Below are 19214 nucleotides of genomic sequence, written 5' to 3' on the forward strand. Positions count from 1 at the left end.
TACGAATGAGACGCGCTGCGCCGCAGTCCGGACGCCGCACTCAGGGTTGCGGAGGGACTCTCTCCGTGTTGCCGTAGGACCAGAACCTCCGTAGTCGAACGACATGCGACTGTTCGGAGTTCTCTGCGGACGAGGGCGAACCGGACCTGATGCAGTCGTGCACAAATGGAGTCCGGGCGGCACACCGGAAGGTTTTCCGTCTCATGCACAACGAGAAGTACTCGTTCAAACAGCAGCCTCCCGTCCCCCCGGGGTTGCGCACACAGGTGTCTCCGGGAAAGGAGATCCTGCGGGTGGCGAACGAGTGGAGACCTGGGGAGGTCTACCGATTCGACGACAGACATCCGGACGACGTGTTCACAAATGGCCTGACTGCCCGCGGGACGCACTACGACCTCGTCAAACACATCGCCGGGGACGACTTCATCAGGCGTGACACCGGACTGATCAGTACGACCACCTCGGTGGTCCTCGGGCTGCACCTGTTCAAAGAGGCCCGACGCAGAGCCTTCAAGGGACTGGTCGGCTCCAGCATCGACCTCGCGATCAAACTACTGGAGGAGCAGGGGTTCAAAATTCACAAGGAAGGAGATTCCCTCACCATCGAGGCCCGGGACTTCTGGTGCTACCGGATCGTTCCCACGAAATACTACATATCCGCCCAGAAAAACATCTGGGACGAGACCCGACTCCCTTACAGTACTCCCGAGGTGCGCAACTACGCCTGGGAGCAAGCAGAATGGGACGCGCCGTACCGGATCCTCGGCACGGCCGTTCTCGACGCCACGAAGCACACTATCACCGTGGTAATGAGTGCCGGCGCCGACAAGAAATCCCCTGCGAAGCTGACGGAATGCCACCTGATGTCGACGGCCGGGGAGAGCCGGAAGAACGGCAGGACCAGTGCTGCTGTCTTCAACCCCTTCACCGACCCCTCGGCGCGCTACGACGGGATCATCGGCTTCAATGCCGCGGTGCCACCAGGGAGCCGGAACTACACCGCGCCCGCGAACTGGAAGCGGGAACGGGAGTACTGGAACGAAAAAGGGGAGCCGGTTCAGCCCACGAAACTCTGACCGTTCGGGAGACAAGCGTGGAAACCAGTACTACAGGGGGTGCGCAGGGAGATCCGACGGTGCGCGTCGCCGGACTCGGGGAAGCATGCGACTTCGGCCTGCTCCTCGTACTGCCGGTGTGGCCCTCGGCGGACGGCGGTGATCCCGCCGGCGACCGCCCGGTGACCGTCCTCGTCGACTGCGGGTCCGACACACCCGGAGCCGAGCCCGTGACGAGGATCCGCGCGAGCCTGCAGGACGCGCTCAGGCAAAGCGGACAACCGCCGAACGATCTCGGACTGGACTTGGTCCTCGTCACCAACACCGGCGCCCGGCACCACTCGGCACTTTCCGGGGCCACGACCGGCCTTCGCATCGGGAAGGTCTTCCACGGCGCCGAAGCGGACGAGTACAAGTCACCGACCCGCGACTGGCTGATCAAGAACGACGCCCGAGCTCTGGGCGCTTCGTCCCTCGGCGGCCCCGCCCTGGTGAGCAGCGGCGGCGCTCTCCTCGCGGTAGAGGCCGTCAACGGTTCGGGGCGGACCGGTGTCTCCGGGGCGGGCGGCGGCCCGGTCGACCGGGACATGAACAGCATGGTGCTGAGGTTGGCCTTCGGCCGGATGTGCGTGCTCCTGATGTCGTCCGCGCCGGCGGCGCTGTGCAAGAAGGTCCAGGGCACCGTCGACGCCGTTCACATCGGCGGCGAGACGGACCGGGTCGTAGTGACCGGGAGCCCGCCCGCCGGCGCGCTGGACTACTGGCCGTGGGAGATGGCCACCGGTGACTGGGTCACCAGCGTGCTGGTGGACACCAACGGGGAATCCGGAGTCGCCGGTTCGCAGATTTCGGTGCTTCACACCAGGCTTCCGAAGTGAACGCAGGAGAGGCGTCATGCCCATCGATCTCAAGGAATTCACCGAGAAGATCAGGCCGGAGAGCGGGAACTGCTCGATCAGGCCCGCCGACTTCGGTTCCCCGGCGTTCGAGGGGTTCGTTCGGGACCATTTCATGGCTTCCAGCATCAGCCTGTCGGGTGCGGATCTGGACGAAGGAACGAGGACGCTCAAGGGATTCGTCCAGCTCCCCTGGAACGCGAACGGGACGGGCATCGAGTTGCACTTCACCGCGGACACCGGGTCCACGTCCGTGGCATCGCTGCGATTCGTCGTCCAGTGCCCGGACTGGCGCGCCCGGTCCGGGCACTGGCTGACCGACATGACGGCGTACCGGGCGCGCGGCGCCAGGAATCCGCGGACCTGCCTGGAACTCGCCTACGACACGACCGTGACGAGCGGAGAGAGCGTCACCGAGGACCTCGCCGGGGTGTTCGACTGGCCGCTCACCGGCGCGAACGGGAGGAGCAAGGACATCGAGGTGCGGCTGTCGGACACCGGGAACGGGCGTCAGAGCCTCGTGGCGAGGGACTGCGATCTGGATGTCTCAGGCATCGACGCGCTGCTCGGGGAGATCGTCGGCACCTCGGTCCACCTGGACGGACTGCCCGGGGTGGCGTTCCCGCGCGGCCTCTCCCTGAGCGGGCTGGGAATCGAGACCGACTCCGCGACGGGCTCCCTGGACGCGGCGTGGATCACGCTCCGCCTCGCGGGCGACTGGGACATCGTCCCGGGATTCCTGAGCCTTCGGAGCGTCAGCCTGTCGGTCTCGGTACTGGCCCCGCCGAACGGTCCGCTCTCCTGCGGAGCCGTCGCCGCGGGCCGGTTCAGGCTCCTGGGCATCGACTTCCTCGCGAGTGTCTCCATTCCCCAGGGCGTGGTGTACGTGGAGGCGATCGGCCAGGTCGACGTGGCCCAACTGTTCGAGCTTCCCGACGGGTTCACTCCCGGCGCGGTGACGCTCTCCGGCACCCTGGACCTGACCGACAAGTCGTACGCACTGGATTTTGGCGTCGAGGACCCGTGGGTCGTGGTCGGGGACGTCATCAGGCTGACCGGGATCGGTGCCGGTGTCCGCGGCAGGGCCGGCGGGAGCCCTTCGGTGTACTGCGTCGGCGGCATCGCCGTCGGAACGGCGCAGATGCGCCTGATCGCCCAGTACGACGACGCCGTCCTCGAACGCTGGGTCGTCTCCGGTGCGGCGTTCGACCTCTCCACGGAGCCGGTCGCACGGTGGATCGAGACGGTGACGGGCCAGCAGCTCCCCGAGGTCTTCCATGCGTGCGCGCTGGACGAAGTGCTCGTCTCCACGGTGGTGGGACAGAAGGACCTCGCCCTCCGGGCCGCCGGGCACATCGACATCATGGGGCTCTCGCTGCCCTTCGAGATCATCGCCGCGCGCGGCGCGGGCCTGTTCACGATCGGTGGGCGCCTTGCCGTCGTGCTGCCGACGGCCGACGGCCGGACGGTCGCCATGGAGTTCACCGGGTCGCTGACCACGACCGGCAAGGGCGGAACCATCGCCCTCCACTGGAAGGACGCGGCGGGGGGTGTGACCCTCCAGGACCTCCTGGGATTCTTCGGCGCGAGCCTCGACGCATCCGGCCTGCGACTCCTGGAACTGAGGGAACTGGGCTTCTATCACGACGGCACGACCGGCGATCTGGTATCCACGTTCGACGTGTCCGGGTTCCAGGGGGCCGTGTGCCGAATCGGCATTCCGAGAGGGGTTTGAAGCACTGATGCCAGCCGTCATCGACTACACGTTCGCCGCCGACCTCATGACCCGTCTCGTAGGAGCCTCACCGGACGAGTGCACCATCCGCATCAAGACGGACCATCAGAACTTCTCGGAAGTCGCCTGCCTCTTCCAGAAGGATTCGGCTCGTGGCCGGCAGCCGTACTTCACGGTTCTCGCCCCCACCGGGGTCACGGGGGTGCGTACAAAGATCCTGCAACACGAGGAATTCAAAGGCAGGGAGGTCCAGATCTGGAACGATCCCCACGACCGCCTGCTGTTGATCGTCGACAACCAGATAAAAGTCAGACATGCAAGAACCGACCAGAACAAGGTGGTCGGCGCGGGCAGGGCCGTGGAACCCTTCCTGAAGAGCCTCGGGATTTCGGTCGATCTTCTCGAAAAGGTGATCAAGAGCCCGGACGGCTATGTCGCGTTCCTGGACGCCGGCGCCTGGGCGGAGGCGAATGCGCAGCTGCGCGGCAGCGCGCTGGACGCCGAGGGGCTCACCGAGGGAGGGAAGATCAAGATGAACAAAGAGAATTACACAGTCGGTGCGATCGCCCACGAATTGTTCCATCTCCACGAGCACGACAGAGCAGGAGGCCTGGGGCCGTTCCTGCTGGAAGGCTGCACCGAGTACTTCACCCAGGAGGCGCTCGGCATCGATCAACGGTGGACCCGCACCGGAAGCCTGGGCCCCTGCACCGTCTACAGCGAGAACACTCAGGCCATCAGGAAGGTGCTCGACAACGGAGGGATCACACAGGAGGACATCATCAACGCATACTTCAACGGCGAGCAGGAGCAGATCAAGAAGATCGTCAAGAGCGACTGGGCCTGAGCGGCCACGAAGGCCGACGGCCCCGCACGGGTGACACCCGACCCCGATCCCGGCGCGCGACGGATCGACCGACCCCTCCCCCATATGGAGCGCACAACGCCCCCACCGGCAGGATGTCGTCGGCGCGCTGCAATGACAGTTCGTAAACGATCCGCAAGGCTGCGAGGTGTTCGGGGAACCACCTCGCACCCGTCACAGCACGCGGGGGTCACCCGGGATTCGTCGAAGGGCAGGAACGGTGACCGATGAACAACTGAGTGCGCATCCGGCGATCGTCGTCGGCGTTCCGGTGCTCGACGGAGACGCCGACAGGGCGAACGAAGCACTCCGACTCCTCCTGGCGCGCGCCAAGTTCGCCGTGGGCCTCTCCGACCTGCCCCTCGTCGGGGCGATGCTGCCCGCCGATGCCGTAACGCTGACCGGGGCGCAGCTGGCGATCACCACCGGAACGGTGACGGCCGCCGAGGCGCAGCGGATCAACTCCCTGCTGACGGCAGCCGATCCCAAGGGAACGCTGCCTCGGGTCGCGGCGGCGGGGATGCCCCAGAAGTTCCAGTTCGGGCTGGTCGTCAGGGTGGGCGACAAGGTCCACGAGTTGTTCGTTCCAGTGCGGGCCGCTCCTACCAAGGCCGGCACTGAGCAGGACGGGCAGCAGCTCGGACTGGTGTTCGGCCCGGTCCGGTTGCGCCGGTTGACACTGACCGCCGAGGGCGCGATGGTGGCGGCGGCGCTGGACGCCGCGCTGGTGATCGGACCGGTGGAGTTCGCGTTGCTCGGGCTGGGGCTCGGAATTCGGCTCGCCTCACCACCGGAGTTCGTTCCGCAGCTCCGCGGCGCCTCGCTCCTGATCGACAAACCACCGCTGAGGGTCGCCGGCCTGCTGGAGCGTCGGAAGACCGCCGAATACAGCGAGTTGATCACCGGCATGCTGTCGGTGGAGACCAGTGTGATCGCCATGGAGGCGATGGGCTGCTACGCCCGTGCCAAGGCCGGCTGGACTTCGGTGTTCCTGTTCGGGGAGATCGGGTCGCGGACGGGGGCGGGGCTGTTCGGTCCGCCGGCGTTCACGGTGAACGCGCTCTCGGGCGGCTTCGGCGTGAACAGCACCGTCCGGGTGCCGGAGGTCACCGAGATCGGCCGGTTCCCCCTGGTGGCCCGGCTGGCCGGCGGGGGCGGGGGCACCACGCCGCAGCAGGTGATGACCGACCTGATGGAGAAGGGGTGGATCCAGCCCCGCCAGGGGCGCTACTGGGCGGCGCTCGGGATCGACTTCAGCTGCTTCAAGTTCCTGCAGGTGCGGGCGCTCGCGCTGCTGGAGTTCGGCGACGAGTTCACCGCGACCGTCCTCGGCCGCGCCTCCATCACCTTCCCGAAGAACGCCCAGGCAGGACGGAAGGTCCACGCCCGGCTCACCGTCGACATTCGTTTCGCGGTGGAGCCGGCCAAGCATCTGCTGTCCCTGGACGCGGTGGTCGCCGACGGGTCGTTCGTCTTCGACGAGTCGGTCCGGCTCACCGGCGGGATCGGGATGCGGGTGTGGACCGGCGGGGTGCACGGCGGCGACTTCGTCGTCTCGGCGGGCGGCTACCACCCCGACTACCTCGTTCCGGCGCACTATCCGCGCCCGGCCCGGTTGGGGTTCGTCTGGTCGCCGGACAGCAAGGTCCGGATCTCCTCGCAGGGCTACACGGCGCTGACGCCGAGCGCCTTCATGCTCGGCGGGACCCTGGAGGCCCGCTACGACAAGGGGATGCTGTCGGCGTGGTTCGTCGCGCACCTGCACGCGCTGATCCGCTGGTCGCCGTTCCGACTGGAGTTGGCGCTCGGCATCCGGATCGGGGTGGCGTTCACCATCAAGGTGCTGTGGGTGAACACCCGGGTCTCGATCGAGACCGGCATCGATCTCCAGCTGTGGGCGCCGCCACTCGGCGGGCGGGTGACGGTGAAGGTCTGGTTCGTCTCGTTCTCCTTCACCTTCGGCTCCCGCCGCGTCACCCCGCCGCCGGCGACCTGGGCGCAGCTGCGCCAGCAGCTGCCCGAACCGCTGGGGGTCACCCCGCTGCGCGGGGTACTGGTGGACGTCACCGACACCGAGCGGAAGGCACGTGCCGAGAAGGCCGGGCCGATGCTGGTGTCGGCGTACGACTTCGCCCTGGCGACCAGATCCGCCGTCCCCGCCAACAAGGTCACGGTCAACGGCAAGGAGATCGGGCTCCCTTCGGGGCTCGGACCGCTGAGCATCCGTCCGATGGACAAGAGCGGCATCACGAGCGAACACCGGGTACGGGTGCTGCGCAACAACTCGCCCTACGACTGGCACGGGGCCGGCTGGAGGATCACCCCGCTCACCCAGCAGGTTCCCTCGGCGCTGTGGGGAGTCCCCGGCGGCGGCCAGGAGGCCAACGACCGGAAGCTGTTCACGGGGGTGAGCGGCCTGCGGATCGAGGTGCCGCCCGCCCTGGTCGGCGGCAGCGTCGGGCCCGCCACGGAGGAGTCCCTCGGCTCGGAGCGCCTCCCCGACGGTCGGATCCCGCTCCGGCACACCGCCGCGCAGGGCCCGGTGCCGGTGGTGGACGGACAGAGCGTGGGCCTCATTGCCAGGACCTTGAACGCGAGTGCGCAGCAGAGCGCCCGTACCGCCACCTACCGGGCACTGGCCGGGCTGGGCGTCGCGCCCGACGGCGACTGGAACGGGCCGCTGGCCCAGTACGCCCGGCAGGTCGAGCACAGCCTGACCGATGCCCCACTGACCACGACCTCGAAGTGATGCCTCATGACCACGGCCACGACCACCCCGCCGAACGAGCGCCCGCGAGCCGGCGCGGACGCCGAACTGCTGACCACGTTCACCGACTTCGTGCAGCCGGCCGCGACCGCCGGCGTCTACCGGTTCGAGGCCCGGCAGGTCGTCAAGGACGAGGGCGGCACCCTCCTCAACAGCACCGATACACCGATCGATCATCAGGTGGAGGTCCGAGCTCCGCAGTTCGTCCTGGACGCTTCCAGCGTGCAGGCGGTCCATCCGCCGCCGTCCGCGGCCGGCGACTTCGCCCGAACACTGCCGCATGTCACGATCGCGCGCCCGGCACTGCCCTGGGAGCGCGAGCAGAAGTGGTCGCGCGACATCCGGCAGCGCGCACCGTGGATGGCCGTGCTGTTGTTCCGGGCAGGCGAACTCCCGGGCGATCCGCAGGGGTTGGGAGCGACCACAGCACGCCCGGTCCGTGAGCTGGTGACCCCGACCGACCAGGGGGTGCTGGGCCCGAAGCTCGACACCCTGCCGGAGGAGACCCTGGCGAGCGAGTGCCGCACCATCGACGTTCCGCTTGCGGTCTTCAACTCCCTGGTGCCGCGCGAGCAGGAAATGCACTACCTGGCGCACGTCCGGGACGTGCGGCCGAAGCAGACCCGATCGGAGGGCGAGCGCCTCTCCGAGGGCCGCTACGCCGTCGTCACGGGGAATCGCTTTCCCCGTGAGGCCACCGCCTACAGCGCGCACCTGGTCTCGTTCGAGGGCTTCGACGGGAAACTCTCGGGAGACCTCAAGGGCCACACCGCCGTGCGGCTGGCCGCCCTGTGGTCCTGGTCGTTCAGCAGCGACCCGGACGCGGCCTTCGACGCGTCGGGCGTCCTGAAGGCGCTGGTGGCTCCGGGCAGGTCCGACCCGGAGAACCTGGCCCTGCGGCTGCCGCCGTCCGGCAGCGGGGGAAGCGCCGCCGTGCAGAACCGGCTGAAATGGGGGTTCGTACCGGTCGCCCAGCAGGTGCTGTCCGGAGAGCGGACGTTCGCCTGGTACCGCGGCCCGGCCACGCCCGTCACCGCGCCCGAGGTGCCCGGGCAGGTCGGCGGCACCGATTGCACCAGTGCCGACCACGCCCTCGTCTACGATCAGGCCCAGGGCGTGTTCGACGTCGGCTACGCCTGCGCCTGGACCTTGGGCCGCACCCTGGCACTGGCCGACCCGTCGTACCCGGGCGACGTCCTTCAGGCCCGCCGCGCCCTCGCCGCGACGCGGATGCGTATCGACGCCTGCGGGTACGCACCGCTGGCGGACGACGACTTCCGCACGCTCGACAAGGGACCGCCCCGGCTGCCCGCCCTCCACGACCTGACCGCCGTCACCGAGGACCTGGTCCGCGGCACGGCCGTCACCACCATCGCCTCCCCGCAGCAGCTGACGAAGTCCCAGATCACCGAGGCGCTCGCCCACGATGCCCGGGGCCGGCTCGCGGCCATGCCCGCGTTCCTCGACCGGCTGTCCCTGCTGGACGGGGTGCCGATGTGCTACCTCGTCCCCGACCCGCGGATGCTGCCCCCGGAGTCGCTGCGGCTGTTCCGGATCGACCCGGCGTGGATCCGCGCCCTGCTCGCCGGGGCGCAGAGCATCGGCGTGCACACCTCGCTGGACCGCGACCTTGACGTCCACCTGCGCGCCGCGGTCTCCCGCCTCCGTGTGGCGGACGGCACGCCCAGAGCCGGACTGCTGATCCGCTCGGCGCTGGTGGCCGCCTGGCCGAACGTCCGGATCACGGCCGCGCTGGGGACGACCGTGCTGCGCGAGCTGAACCGGCTCCGCCCCGACACCGACACCGTGCTCTGCCTCTTCGACGACGTGCCCGACAGGCTGGTCCTGCGGGAGCCCGCCGAGGGCATCCACTTCGGCATCGACGCCGACGACCGGGTGAACCTGCGTGAGATCCGGAGCGACCGGCCGGACACCGGTGCCACCATCCGGGGCACCTACTTCCCGGCCCGGCCCGGCAGGACGGTGCTCCACTACCTGCGCGGCGGGAAGGACGCCCTCCCGGGGGTCCTCGACCTGCTCGGCAAGGACGCCGCGACAGGCATGATCGCCGACTTCAACGCCCAGCTCGGCCTGGAGCTCACACCCGCCCAGTTCGCCGTCGAAATGATCAACTCCCCCATCGAACAGCATCTGACCACCGCGTAGAGGACTCCTGGGCTGATGAGCACCACCGACCTGATCGTCCCGATCCAGTTGCATGCCCTGGTCTACAACAACGGCGTGCGGAACGAGGCCTCCTTCCGGTGGCGGCCGGAGTTCACCGCCATGCTGAACGACCGGGCCGTGGCCGAACCGCTCCCCCCGGACGTCACGTCCGAAGAATGGGACGAACGCGGCGTCTGCCTCCAGTGGCAGCTTCCCGAGGTCCTCGCCACCGGCCACTACGACCCGGCGACGGGCGACACCCGGTTCCCGCTGATCCCCAACCGCTGGCTGATCGTCCGCCACCACCGCAACGGCGAGGGTGACGCGCTCGGGGCGGCCGGCTGGGTCGTCAGCAGCGACTACATCCTCGACGAGCACGACTGGCGCCCGGCCCCGGGCGACCAGTTCTCCGAGTACATCGACCCGCGGTCCACCACGTCTCCCAGGCGCACGAAGATCGGCCGCGCCGACCGGCTCTCCGCGGAGACGGTCTGGAAGGACCCCTCGGAGGGCAGGCCCCCGCACCTGACGGCGATCGGTCCGGGTCTGCCGGCGTTCGCCGCCTTCGAGCCCTACCACCGCAACGTGCTGTCCTTCTTCGACAACCTCTCCGACCTCGACTCGCTCGGGCTCGCCGAGGAACGCCCCTGGAACCGGAACGTGTTCAGCTACCTCGCCGTCGGCTGGTACGCGGAGCCGGAGACCGACGTCCTCCGCACCGCCAAGGACATCGCCGAACTGCTGCCACCGGACGCGTCCGGCCCCGACGACGTCGTTCGCGCCCTCGGCTGGTCGCTGCCCCCGAACACCTCCGCGACCGCCGACACCAGGACCCGCTACCTGGGCACCGCCCTCCGCGTCCCGTGGGAACGAGCGGGCGCCGCCCCCGACTCCCCACGTCCGAACCTCAACGACGTGACCGTCGCGGTCGGGCACAGCACGATGGACGCCGCACACGCCCTGATCGCCGCGCAGACCCGGTCCGACTCCAAGGCCGACCGGGGCACGGCCCTGCGCGCGGCCGACCTGACCAGCGCGCTCTACCACGGGCTCATCGAACGGTTCGACGACGCGGACGGCCCCGCCGACCTCGACGAGGCACTGCGCCGTACCTGGTTCGCCGGGCGTGACGCCGGATGTGCCTGGGAGGTCACCGACCGGCCCACCGACGGCCCGACCGCGCCCCTCCGGCACCACCGCGCGGAGGAACCGGGATGGCTCGGCACCCTCAACAGCGACCAGGCCGCCTACGACCGCCTGGCGCCCCGGCTGCGGGCCGCCCAGCAGCGCTACTGGTTCCTGCACTGGCTGGTCGGGCTCCTCGGTCAGGACACCGGAGCGAAGGACCGGCAGTTCGTCGACGCTGCCAGAGCCCAACTCAAGGAGCTGGCGGCGGAGATCGACAGACTCAAGGGGGAAACGGCCGCACGCCTGGCAAAGGTGCCGCACGCGGACGGCCCGGAGGACCTCGACCGGGCGATCGCCGACTTCGCCGCCAGGAAGGGCCTCCCCGCCGGCCTCCAGCTCCGACGGGTGGCCTCGCCGTCGTTCTACCAACCGTCCGACCCCGTCGTCCTGCTCCAGGGCGCCGGCGCACGGCAGCCGCTCGGCCGCGATCCCGACCAACCGCTGCCGTGCCGGTTCCCCGGCCAGTTGGTGAAGTCGGTCACCTCCGTGGGCCTGGAGTACACGGGTGCCGGCGCCCCCACCCTGCCACCGCTCGGCGGCGACGTCCCGGCCGTGTGCAAGGACCTGCTGCACGAGTTCGCCGTCCTCGACCAGGCCGCCCGCGCCAAGGGCGTGGGAGGCAGCGGCCTGTACGACATCCTGAACAACCCGGACACCCAGCTGCACGGACCCACCGCCACGAGCACGGCCGCCCTGGCCGCCTACACCTCCCTGTGGACCCAGCCCTGGCTGCCGCTGTTCCTCCAGTGGGAGCTCCACTACACGCCCACCCCCTACCGGAGCGGGCAACGCACCCACTGGACCTTCGACGGCGCCGACTACACCTGGAACGGCACCGGCGCCCTCGCCACCGACGAGGACCAGGCCCGCAGACTCACTTTCACCGGCCGCTCCTTCCTCACCCCCACCCTCGGCCACACCCTCCGCGCCCAGGCCAGGCGCTACGGACGGACCTACCGCCTGCTACGCACCCAGGAACGCGACAGCCTCGGAACACTGGACGTCCGGCTGGCCTACCTGGACGTCCTGTCCCAGACACTGGACGGCTTCAACGACTGGCTGCTGCGCCAGGACGGTGCCGCCCGCCGCACCCCGGAGTTCGAGACGGCCGGCGGCACCGTCCCCAGGGTCGGGGACCGGGAATCGTCGAGCACGACCTTCCAACCGGTGCGTGCCGGACAGTTCTTCTTCGCCGACCTGCGCCTCATCGACCGGTTCGGCCGGAGCGTCGACATCCTCTCCGACACCGGCGACCGCATCAAGCAGTTCGCGCCGCGTCGCGCCGACAGCGTCACACCGTCGAAGCACCTGTTCGCCGACGTCCAGGGAGCCCAGCGGTTCGTCCAGCTCCCGCCCCGGCTGCTGCAGTCGGCCCGGCTGCGCCTGGAGGCCGTCGACGCCACCACCGGCACCCGCTACGCGGCCGGCCCCGCCACAGCCTGCCTGCCCGAGCCGGACCGCCCCACTCCCCGGACCGGCAAGGACCCCGCCGGGCCACTGGCCGGCTGGCTGCTGCTCAACTACCTCGACCGGAGCCTCCAGGTGCACGCTCCCGACGGCGCGCCGCTCGGCGAACTCCGGGCGGTCACCGGCACCTCCGGGACGCGCGAGACCGCCTGGAACCCGTTGCCCGAGTCCCTCGCAGGCCACCCTCAGGACCCGTCGTTCCTGGCCGGCGATCCGCAGCTGCGGAACTTCGTCCGAGCCCTGCTCGAGCAGCCCGCCGACGACCTGGACACCCTGCTCACCTGCATCGACACCGCCCTGACCCGGATCGCCCCGGTCGATCTGCCCCTCGCACCCGCCCAGTTGAACGGGCGGCCGCTGGCCCTGCTGCGCGCCGATGTGACCATCGACCTCAACGGCCCGCCGCTGAGCGACCCCGGCCTGGACACGATTCTCGACCCCCCGACCGAGGACTATCCCTCCTACACCTGGCCGGTCCGCCTGGGCGCCGCGGATCGGCTCTCCGACGGACTGATCGGCTACTACGCCACGCACGGCGCCGCTGGGGACGCCATCAGCTACCGCACCATCCGCACCGACTTCCCGGTCAAGGACAGGACCTACACCGTCCCCATCGGCAATGGCGACCACCTGGCACTCCCCTCCCGGCCACTCACCCAACCGCCCGTCACCCATCACCTGACGCTCCTGGTCGACCCCCACGCCCCCGTCCACGCGCACACCGGCATCCTGCCCAGCGAGGCCCTGCAACTTCCCACCGACCTCGTTCGACAGGCCCTGGAACGCATCCGCGCCTCCTTCCGCCTCACCCCGCTGCTCGCCCCGCTGCGCAGCTCCCCCGTCCCGCCCTCGGCCAAGGACACCGATCCGGTGGACGGGATCGTCGTCCCGCAGCCCGCCGCCCTGCACGGCACCTGGACCTGGGCCGAACCCGCCCTCGCCGACGGAGCCACCACCCCCACCTGGACGTCCGTCCCCGTCGCGCCGGCCGACACCCGCCTGCACCCCGACGACCCGGTGCCCACCGCCCGGGCCGGCTACCTCCAACTCCACCCCGGCACACCTGGCGGGCAAGTGCGCCGCCGGAGGGGAACCTCGTGACCATGCAGCGTTACATCCAGGGAGGGCCCATGCTCCTGGACTACCGGATCTCGACCTACCCGGACGAGCTCACCGTCGACTACCCGGACCCGGTGGACCTGATCCTCACCGTCGACAGGGCTCCCACCTCGACGAAGCTCGTCCAGTGCGACAGGATCACCGTGGCACTCCTGATGGGGAACGCCGACGTCGCATGGGTCGAGGAGAAGGACGCCGGTTCCATCAGGGCCCGTGTCACGGGCGGGTCCGGCATCGGCCACGGTGAAGGGTGGACGGCCAAGTTCAGGACGACGAAGGATCGGGACGACGAGCCGGGAACCTGGTACGACGTCATCTTCACCCCCAAGGCGCCGGCCTCCTTCGACGGCAGCTGGGACCTGGAACTCCGGATCAGCGGCATCAAGTTGAACAAGGAGGCCGGCCACGCGAAGCTCCTCGTCATCGAGAAGACCTCGACGGGTGGCTCCACCTCCGAGAGGAGCATCACCGATACCGTTCAGAAGGCACCTCGGGAGTTCGAGCTGCACAGCTTCCGTGCCGACCCGCTGCAGATCAACAACGGCGACCGGCCGACCCTCAAATGGCAGGGGACCCGCAGCGCCGCCTACACCATGTACTGGAACGACTCCAAGGCGCACATCACCCCGGGCCCCGAAACACCGCCGGGGCAGTGGACCTGCCCCGACCCGCTGGTGAAGGACACCAACTTCCTGCTCCAGGGCCACTTCGCGCAGAGCGGCAACACCTATGAACGCTCCCTCACCACCCTCGTCGCCGTCCTCACTCCCGACCTGGTGGTCCACCGGCTCACCGTCAACGGTCCGCTGCTGGCGAAGAACACCGTCACCGTCGACGGCGCCACCGACCTCAACGGCACGGTGAAGGCGAAGGGCACGCTCACCGTCGCGGGCGCGCTGACTGCCGAGAGCACCGTCACGGTCGGCGGCGACCTGACAGCCAGTAGAGCCGCCACGATCGACGGCGCGCTGACCGCCAAGAGCACCGGATCGATCCACGGCGCGCTCACCGCCAGGAGCACCGCCACGGTCGGCGGCGACCTGACAGCCGAGAAGAACGCCACGGTCAAGGGCGAGTTGAAGGCCCAGCAGGACGCGACCGTCGCCAAGACGCTCAAAGTGACGGGCGACGCGACCTTCGGGACCGTGCACGCCGCAACCGTCAAGGTCAAGTGACGGCGGCTCGGACAGTCCGCCACGAGCCGACAGCGCACCGCGGCCGTGCGAAGCCCGCACGGCCGCGGCCCCGTCCGGCGGTCGGCTACGAAAGCGCCATCCAGGACTGCTTGGTCTGGTTGTTGCACGAACGAAGTACCACCGCCCTGTCGGCTCCCTCGTCCTGAATGCAGTAACCGGGGAACTTGGTGCTCTCGATCCGGTCTCCGTCGGATGCGAACGAGGCGCTCCAGAGCTGAGCCTTCACGCCCGGGTTGCACGCCGCCGACTCGACCGCCAGGTCCTTTCCGACCGCCCGCAGGCACTGACTCGTTGCCACGCTCTGGAGCAGATGACCAGGCAGGACCGTCCCGGCCTTGACCGCGAACCGTTGCTGGGGCTTGATGTTGTCGCTGCCGTCGAACTGCGGCGACCAGGCGCGCAGCTGTTTCACTCCTTGCACCATGTCGAGATTCTGGTCCGACGCGACATTCTGGAACGTGTACACCAGGTCGTTCGCGTGTGCGGGCACCTGTCCGGCCACGGAAACCAGTGCCACCGTCAGAACGGAGACCACCGCCCCCGCGGACGCCTTCCCGCCGAGACCTCGCCACTTCATACGACTTTCCTTTCGGTCGATTGCACGACGGTTTCACTCACTCCACGCACCGGGGCCCCAGTGCGACGACTCAGACTAACGGCCAACGGCGACACGCAAGCGGGATCCACCAGCGAGTCGTCCACGAACTACTTGAACGGCGCACCATACTTGCACTGACACCCGACGGGCCGGAAAGAACCGGCCGGCGAGAGGCGGACGATCGACAGTGGCAAGTGCGCCGGACTCCGGGATCTTCCTCGACCCCTGGAGAATCTCCACCGACAAGGACGACAATCTGGTCTTCCATAACAGCAGAACCAGCAAGTCATTCATGATCACCCCCAGCGGAATTGCCGCTCCCACGCGCCACGGCGTGAAGGTCGGCCACCCGCAGCGCCGCTACCGGGGCCCGCACACCGAAGCCCAGGACGGGATGATCGTCGGAATGGTGCACTCCAGGGACAAAGTGAACAGGGAATCGTATGTCCAGATCGAGTACGACGGCCTTCCCCGCGTCAGGGTGTCGGCGAACGGCGATCAGCACGTGTGGGACAACTGCTTCAGCATCCCCGTTCCCACAGGAAAGCAGTACACGCTCTCCGAGGACCTGGAAGAATCCTGCGAATCAAATTTCTACTGGATTCCCCTGACCACGTGACCCCCCGGACCGCGTGACCTCCCCGGACCCCGCGACACGACAGAGCCCGGCGACGTCCTACGGCTGATAGAGAGTCCAGAGCTGGCTGGGCGAGGGCTGACCGAAGACCCCGCCCGCCGTAACGGTTTTGTTCTCCCCGTTGCCCTGCAGGACCTGGTTCGGGTTCTTCTGGCTCGAGATCGTGGTGTGATCCTGAGCCGTGTCGACGATCCACCGCTGCGCCAGATCACCGTCCTGGCAGAACTTGAGGTTCACCGGCCGGTCGAGCCCGTTGTTCGCAATGCAGCTCCGGTCGCCCCACCGGATCGTGTAGATGCCCGTTCCGTCCTCGGTCTTCGCAACCAGCTTGAAAATCCACTCCTGGGTCGACCCGCCGGCAGGCCTGGTGTCGATCTCGGTACTGTGGAAGTAATCGAGATTGAGGTTGTCGGCCACATTCTGCACGGCTGTGGTGAATTCCACGGACCGAGGCCGGGCGGCCACCGCCCCCGCACTTGTGACTGCGACGGCCGACATCGCGGCAACAGCCGCGATCGAGGCCACCACTTTTTTGGCGATGCTCATTCCGATCCTCCTGTAGTCACTTCCGTGACAGCCGCTCGCCGCCCGCGCACCGGCAGCCTTCTTGCTGCGGCGCGGATCTCGACAATTTTGCCGTCGCCGGAGAACTACCCACCAGAAAGTTCGTACAGATCCAATCTCCTCGAGGAGAACCCGCATGGGCTAACGCAAGCCCGTGCCGCAACCGTTCGGCGGATGTCGCCACTCCGGCCCCGCCGACCGTCCGCACCAGTGAATCCTGAACCTGAAAGGGGCAGACAATGCCAGGAACCATCACCGTCGGTGATTGGACCGTCCAGCAGGACTCGTCCGGAAATCTGACCTTCAAAAAGGGAAGAATCACCTTCTCCCTCACGACCGAAGGGAAGATCAAAAGCTCCGGCGGAAATGCCGGTGACGTTCTTCACGACCGGTCCGTGGTGCACATCGTGAGTACCCACCGGGGGTCGTACCTGGACTCCACCTGGCAGGGCGACTCGAGCCATTCCAGTGACTGGGACCGCTGGGCGTACTTCGTCAAGGTCCCCCAGGGCAACACCCCCAACCAGGAGACCGAAATGACCCTCAGGCTGAAGTAGATCCCGCCTCTGCGGCGGCCTCCCGGCCCCGCCGGGACCGCCTCCGCGACGGCAGGCCGGAGCACGGGCTGCTCGTGGCGTTCGCGGGGCAGTCGAGTTCGAGTACCGCGACCGCCTGCGATGTCCTCAGGGCTGCGGCCGGCGAGCGGGCGGGACCGTGGGCCGCCCGACGGCCTACCAGCTGCCGTACTCGTTCTTGATGACGAAGAACGAGCCGCGGATCGTCCCGGCGAGCTTGGACTTCTGGCGGGCGAACTTGAACCGTTGGGCCAGTTCCGCCGGGACCTCCATCCCGTCCGAGAGCTTGAAGCCGACGGCCCGCTTCTTGGCGTCCTCGACGGTGTACATCACGTTGACCGACAGGCCGCTCTCGTAGAAGACGTAGGCCATCCTGATGCCCTCGACCTCGAAGGCGGTGGCTTCGAGGGGCCGGGACGCGATGACGATCCCGCGCTCCTCCCGGAGGATCCGGTGCACCCGGTCGACGACCTCGGTAGCCTCGGCCGCGGGCTCCACCGTGAAGGTGTGGTCGTACTTGTTCCGGAAGTACCGGGCCTCGTTCGCCCGCAGCCCGGCGAGTGCGTCCGCGACGGGGGACGACTCCAGGCCGACGGTCGACACGGTCTCGAAGTCCACGGTGTAGGTCATGGCGGGTTCCTCCGCATGGGCCACGGGCAGGGCACGGGGACGGGCACGGACGGGCGGGGGCCTTTCCGAGCGGTGATCCTATGCCGCGGGCCCGACGGAGGCCGGACCATCGGGCCCGTGCGGACTCGTGTTCCGTCCCCCGGCGGCGCGCCGCCCGTCCCCGTCCCCCGCTGGGCGGCCGTCGACGTAGGTCGCCACGATCTCGGTCCCGGCGATCCGGGAGGGGTCGATGCGTCGTGGGTCGTCGCCGAGGACGACGAGGTCGGCGCGTCTGCCCGGGGCGAGGCTGCCGGCGGCGTGTTCCCAGTGGCAGGCGCGGGCGGCGGCGACGGTGAAGGCGTGCAGGGCCTCGTCGACGGTGATCGCCTCGGCGGGGCCGACCGGGCGGCCCGAGGCGGCGGCGCGCTCGACCATGAACTGGATCGCCCGCAGCGGCGCTCCGTCGGTGACCGGGCGGTCCGAGCTGCCCACGAGGGGCACGCCGTGGTCGAGGAAGCTCCGGCCCCGGTAGAGCCAGGGTGCGCGTTCCGGGCCCATCAGGGTCGCGTAGTCGTCGCCGAAGGAGTGCAGGAAGGCCGGCTGGACGACCGCGGCGACGCCGAGGCGGGCGAAGCGCGGCAACTGGTCGGGGCGGACCAGTCCGGCGTGCTCGATCCGGTGCCGGGCGTCCGGTCGGGGCCGGAGGCGCTGGGCGTGTTCGAGGGCGTCGAGGGCGAGGTCGACGGCGCGGTCGCCGATGGCGTGGACGGCGAGCTGCCAGCCCGCGAGGTGTCCGTCGACGACGAGCCGGGTGAGCTGCTCGGGGTCGTCCTGCAGCTGACCGGTGTGGTCCAGGCCCTCGTAGGGGGCGGTGAGTGCGGCGGTGCGGGCCATCATGCCGCCGTCGGTGTAGATCTTCAGGGCGCCGAGCGACAGCCAGTCGTCGCCGAAACCGGTGCGCATGCCGAGGTCCAGGGTGCGGGGCAGCCGGTCGTCGCGGTGGGCGGCGCGCGGGCGCAGCGTGTCTGCGGCGGCCATCAGCTGGACCCGCAGGGGCAGTCGCCCCCGGTCGCGGAGCAGTTGGTAGGCGCCGAGTTCGACCGGGCTGTGGCCGAGCAGGCCGCCGCCGATGCCGGCCTCGGCGACGGCGGTGACGCCTTCGGCCAGGCAGGTCCGGGCGGCGCGCTCGACGGCGTCGGCGATCTCGGTCTGGGCGTAGGGCAGCCGGAGGCGGCGGACCTCGGCCATGGCGGCCTCGACCAGGAAGCCGTCCTGGTGCGGGACCCCGGCGGGGAGCAGCTCCAGGACGGCGTCCAGGACGGCGCTGTTGACGACGCATCCGTGACCGGAGTCGTGCATCAGGAACACCTTGCGCCCGTGGCTGACGGTGTCGAGTTCGGCGGCGGTCAGGTGCCGGCCGAGGGCCCGCTGGTCGTAGCCCATCACGTCGACCCAGTCGCCGGGCACGCCGGTGCGGGCGGTCGCCTCGGCGACGGCGGCGAGCACGGCGGCGACCTCGCGGCAGGGGGCGACGCTCGGCGCGCTCTGCTTCAGACCGGTCCAGGCGAGGTGCACGTGGCTGTCGATGAATCCGGGGAGCACGGTGGCCCCCTGGAGGTCGACGACCTCGCGGGCGGGCAGGGAGGTGACGGCCTCGTCGAGGCCGACGATCCGGCCCCGCCAGATGCCCAGGTCATGGGCGACCGGATGCTCCGGGTCCATGGTGAGGATGTTCGCGTTGGTCAGCCGGCTGCACAGCACGGGCGGGTGCCTGCGG

Annotated in this window: 14 protein-coding genes; 10 read left to right on the forward strand and 4 right to left on the reverse strand. The window is 69.3% G+C overall.

The genetic code is table 11. The features are described 5' to 3' along the window. Positions 1–203 precede the first annotated feature (203 nt). The 8 genes from BLU95_RS02495 to BLU95_RS02530 all read left to right on the forward strand — a co-directional run bounded on the left by BLU95_RS02495 (position 204) and on the right by BLU95_RS02530 (position 14433). On the forward strand, positions 204–1076 hold the full coding sequence (locus tag BLU95_RS02495) for a hypothetical protein (RefSeq protein ID WP_093858462.1): 873 nt from the start codon (positions 204–206) through the stop codon (positions 1074–1076). A 59-nt stretch (positions 1077–1135) separates the two neighbouring features. After that, positions 1136–1933 carry a hypothetical protein gene (locus BLU95_RS02500; RefSeq protein ID WP_093858463.1) on the forward strand — a complete coding sequence of 266 codons (798 nt, stop codon included), beginning with the start codon at positions 1136–1138 and terminating at the stop codon, positions 1931–1933. 16 nt (positions 1934–1949) lie between these two features. Beyond that, complete coding sequence (locus BLU95_RS02505) at positions 1950–3686, forward strand: hypothetical protein (protein WP_093858464.1); 1737 nt, start codon at positions 1950–1952, stop codon at positions 3684–3686. 7 nt (positions 3687–3693) lie between these two features. Further along, positions 3694–4533: a hypothetical protein gene (locus BLU95_RS02510; RefSeq protein WP_093858465.1), complete on the forward strand. Its 840-nt coding sequence runs from the start codon at positions 3694–3696 to the stop codon at positions 4531–4533. A 238-nt stretch (positions 4534–4771) separates the two neighbouring features. Next, positions 4772–7300, forward strand: coding sequence for a DUF6603 domain-containing protein (locus BLU95_RS02515; RefSeq protein ID WP_093858466.1), 2529 nt, complete (start codon positions 4772–4774; stop codon positions 7298–7300). A 6-nt stretch (positions 7301–7306) separates the two neighbouring features. After that, positions 7307–9484 (forward strand): hypothetical protein, encoded by a 2178-nt coding sequence (locus BLU95_RS02520; RefSeq protein WP_093858467.1) that lies wholly within the window; start codon positions 7307–7309, stop codon positions 9482–9484. A 15-nt stretch (positions 9485–9499) separates the two neighbouring features. Beyond that, entirely contained in the window at positions 9500–13240 is a 3741-nt protein-coding gene (locus BLU95_RS02525; protein WP_093858468.1) for a hypothetical protein, read from the forward strand. Further along, entirely contained in the window at positions 13237–14433 is a 1197-nt protein-coding gene (locus BLU95_RS02530) for a bactofilin family protein (protein WP_159424735.1), read from the forward strand. The genes BLU95_RS02525 and BLU95_RS02530 overlap by 4 nt, the downstream gene beginning before the upstream one ends. Before the next feature lie 85 nt (positions 14434–14518). Here BLU95_RS02530 and BLU95_RS02535 read toward each other — a convergent pair whose 3' ends face one another. Next, positions 14519–15031, reverse strand: a complete 513-nt coding sequence (locus tag BLU95_RS02535; RefSeq protein ID WP_093858470.1) for a ricin-type beta-trefoil lectin domain protein — start codon at positions 15029–15031, stop codon at positions 14519–14521. Positions 15032–15239: 208 nt separating this feature from the next. Here BLU95_RS02535 and BLU95_RS02540 point away from each other — a divergent pair, with 208 nt between their 5' ends. Continuing rightward, entirely contained in the window at positions 15240–15671 is a 432-nt protein-coding gene (locus tag BLU95_RS02540) for a hypothetical protein (protein WP_093858471.1), read from the forward strand. 57 nt (positions 15672–15728) lie between these two features. Here the strand turns inward: BLU95_RS02540 and BLU95_RS02545 are convergent, their stop codons facing one another. Continuing rightward, a complete protein-coding gene (locus BLU95_RS02545; RefSeq protein WP_093858472.1) occupies positions 15729–16235 on the reverse strand; it encodes an RICIN domain-containing protein in 507 nt (168 codons plus the stop codon). Positions 16236–16660: 425 nt separating this feature from the next. On the opposite strand from BLU95_RS02545, the gene BLU95_RS42070 reads away from it, so the two are divergent. Beyond that, a complete protein-coding gene (locus BLU95_RS42070) occupies positions 16661–16810 on the forward strand; it encodes a hypothetical protein (RefSeq protein WP_159424736.1) in 150 nt (49 codons plus the stop codon). A gap of 174 nt (positions 16811–16984) precedes the next feature. Here BLU95_RS42070 and BLU95_RS02555 read toward each other — a convergent pair whose 3' ends face one another. Continuing rightward, positions 16985–17458 (reverse strand): DUF8821 family protein, encoded by a 474-nt coding sequence (locus BLU95_RS02555; protein WP_093858474.1) that lies wholly within the window; start codon positions 17456–17458, stop codon positions 16985–16987. A gap of 78 nt (positions 17459–17536) precedes the next feature. After that, on the reverse strand, positions 17537–19198 hold the full coding sequence (locus tag BLU95_RS02560) for an amidohydrolase (protein WP_093858475.1): 1662 nt from the start codon (positions 19196–19198) through the stop codon (positions 17537–17539). Positions 19199–19214 lie beyond the last annotated feature (16 nt).

Source organism: Streptomyces sp. TLI_053 (assembly GCF_900105395.1).
Lineage (GTDB): Bacteria > Actinomycetota > Actinomycetes > Streptomycetales > Streptomycetaceae > Kitasatospora.

Coding starts and splice junctions, on each gene's coding strand:
- BLU95_RS02545 (WP_093858472.1), bottom strand. CDS start 16,235: ATGAGCATCGCCAAAAAAGTGGTGGCCTCGATCGCGGCTGTTGCCGCG.
- BLU95_RS02505 (WP_093858464.1), top strand. CDS start 1,950: ATGCCCATCGATCTCAAGGAATTCACCGAGAAGATCAGGCCGGAGAGC.
- BLU95_RS02525 (WP_093858468.1), top strand. CDS start 9,500: ATGAGCACCACCGACCTGATCGTCCCGATCCAGTTGCATGCCCTGGTC.
- BLU95_RS02535 (WP_093858470.1), bottom strand. CDS start 15,031: ATGAAGTGGCGAGGTCTCGGCGGGAAGGCGTCCGCGGGGGCGGTGGTC.
- BLU95_RS02510 (WP_093858465.1), top strand. CDS start 3,694: ATGCCAGCCGTCATCGACTACACGTTCGCCGCCGACCTCATGACCCGT.
- BLU95_RS02520 (WP_093858467.1), top strand. CDS start 7,307: ATGACCACGGCCACGACCACCCCGCCGAACGAGCGCCCGCGAGCCGGC.
- BLU95_RS02495 (WP_093858462.1), top strand. CDS start 204: ATGCACAACGAGAAGTACTCGTTCAAACAGCAGCCTCCCGTCCCCCCG.
- BLU95_RS02555 (WP_093858474.1), bottom strand. CDS start 17,458: ATGACCTACACCGTGGACTTCGAGACCGTGTCGACCGTCGGCCTGGAG.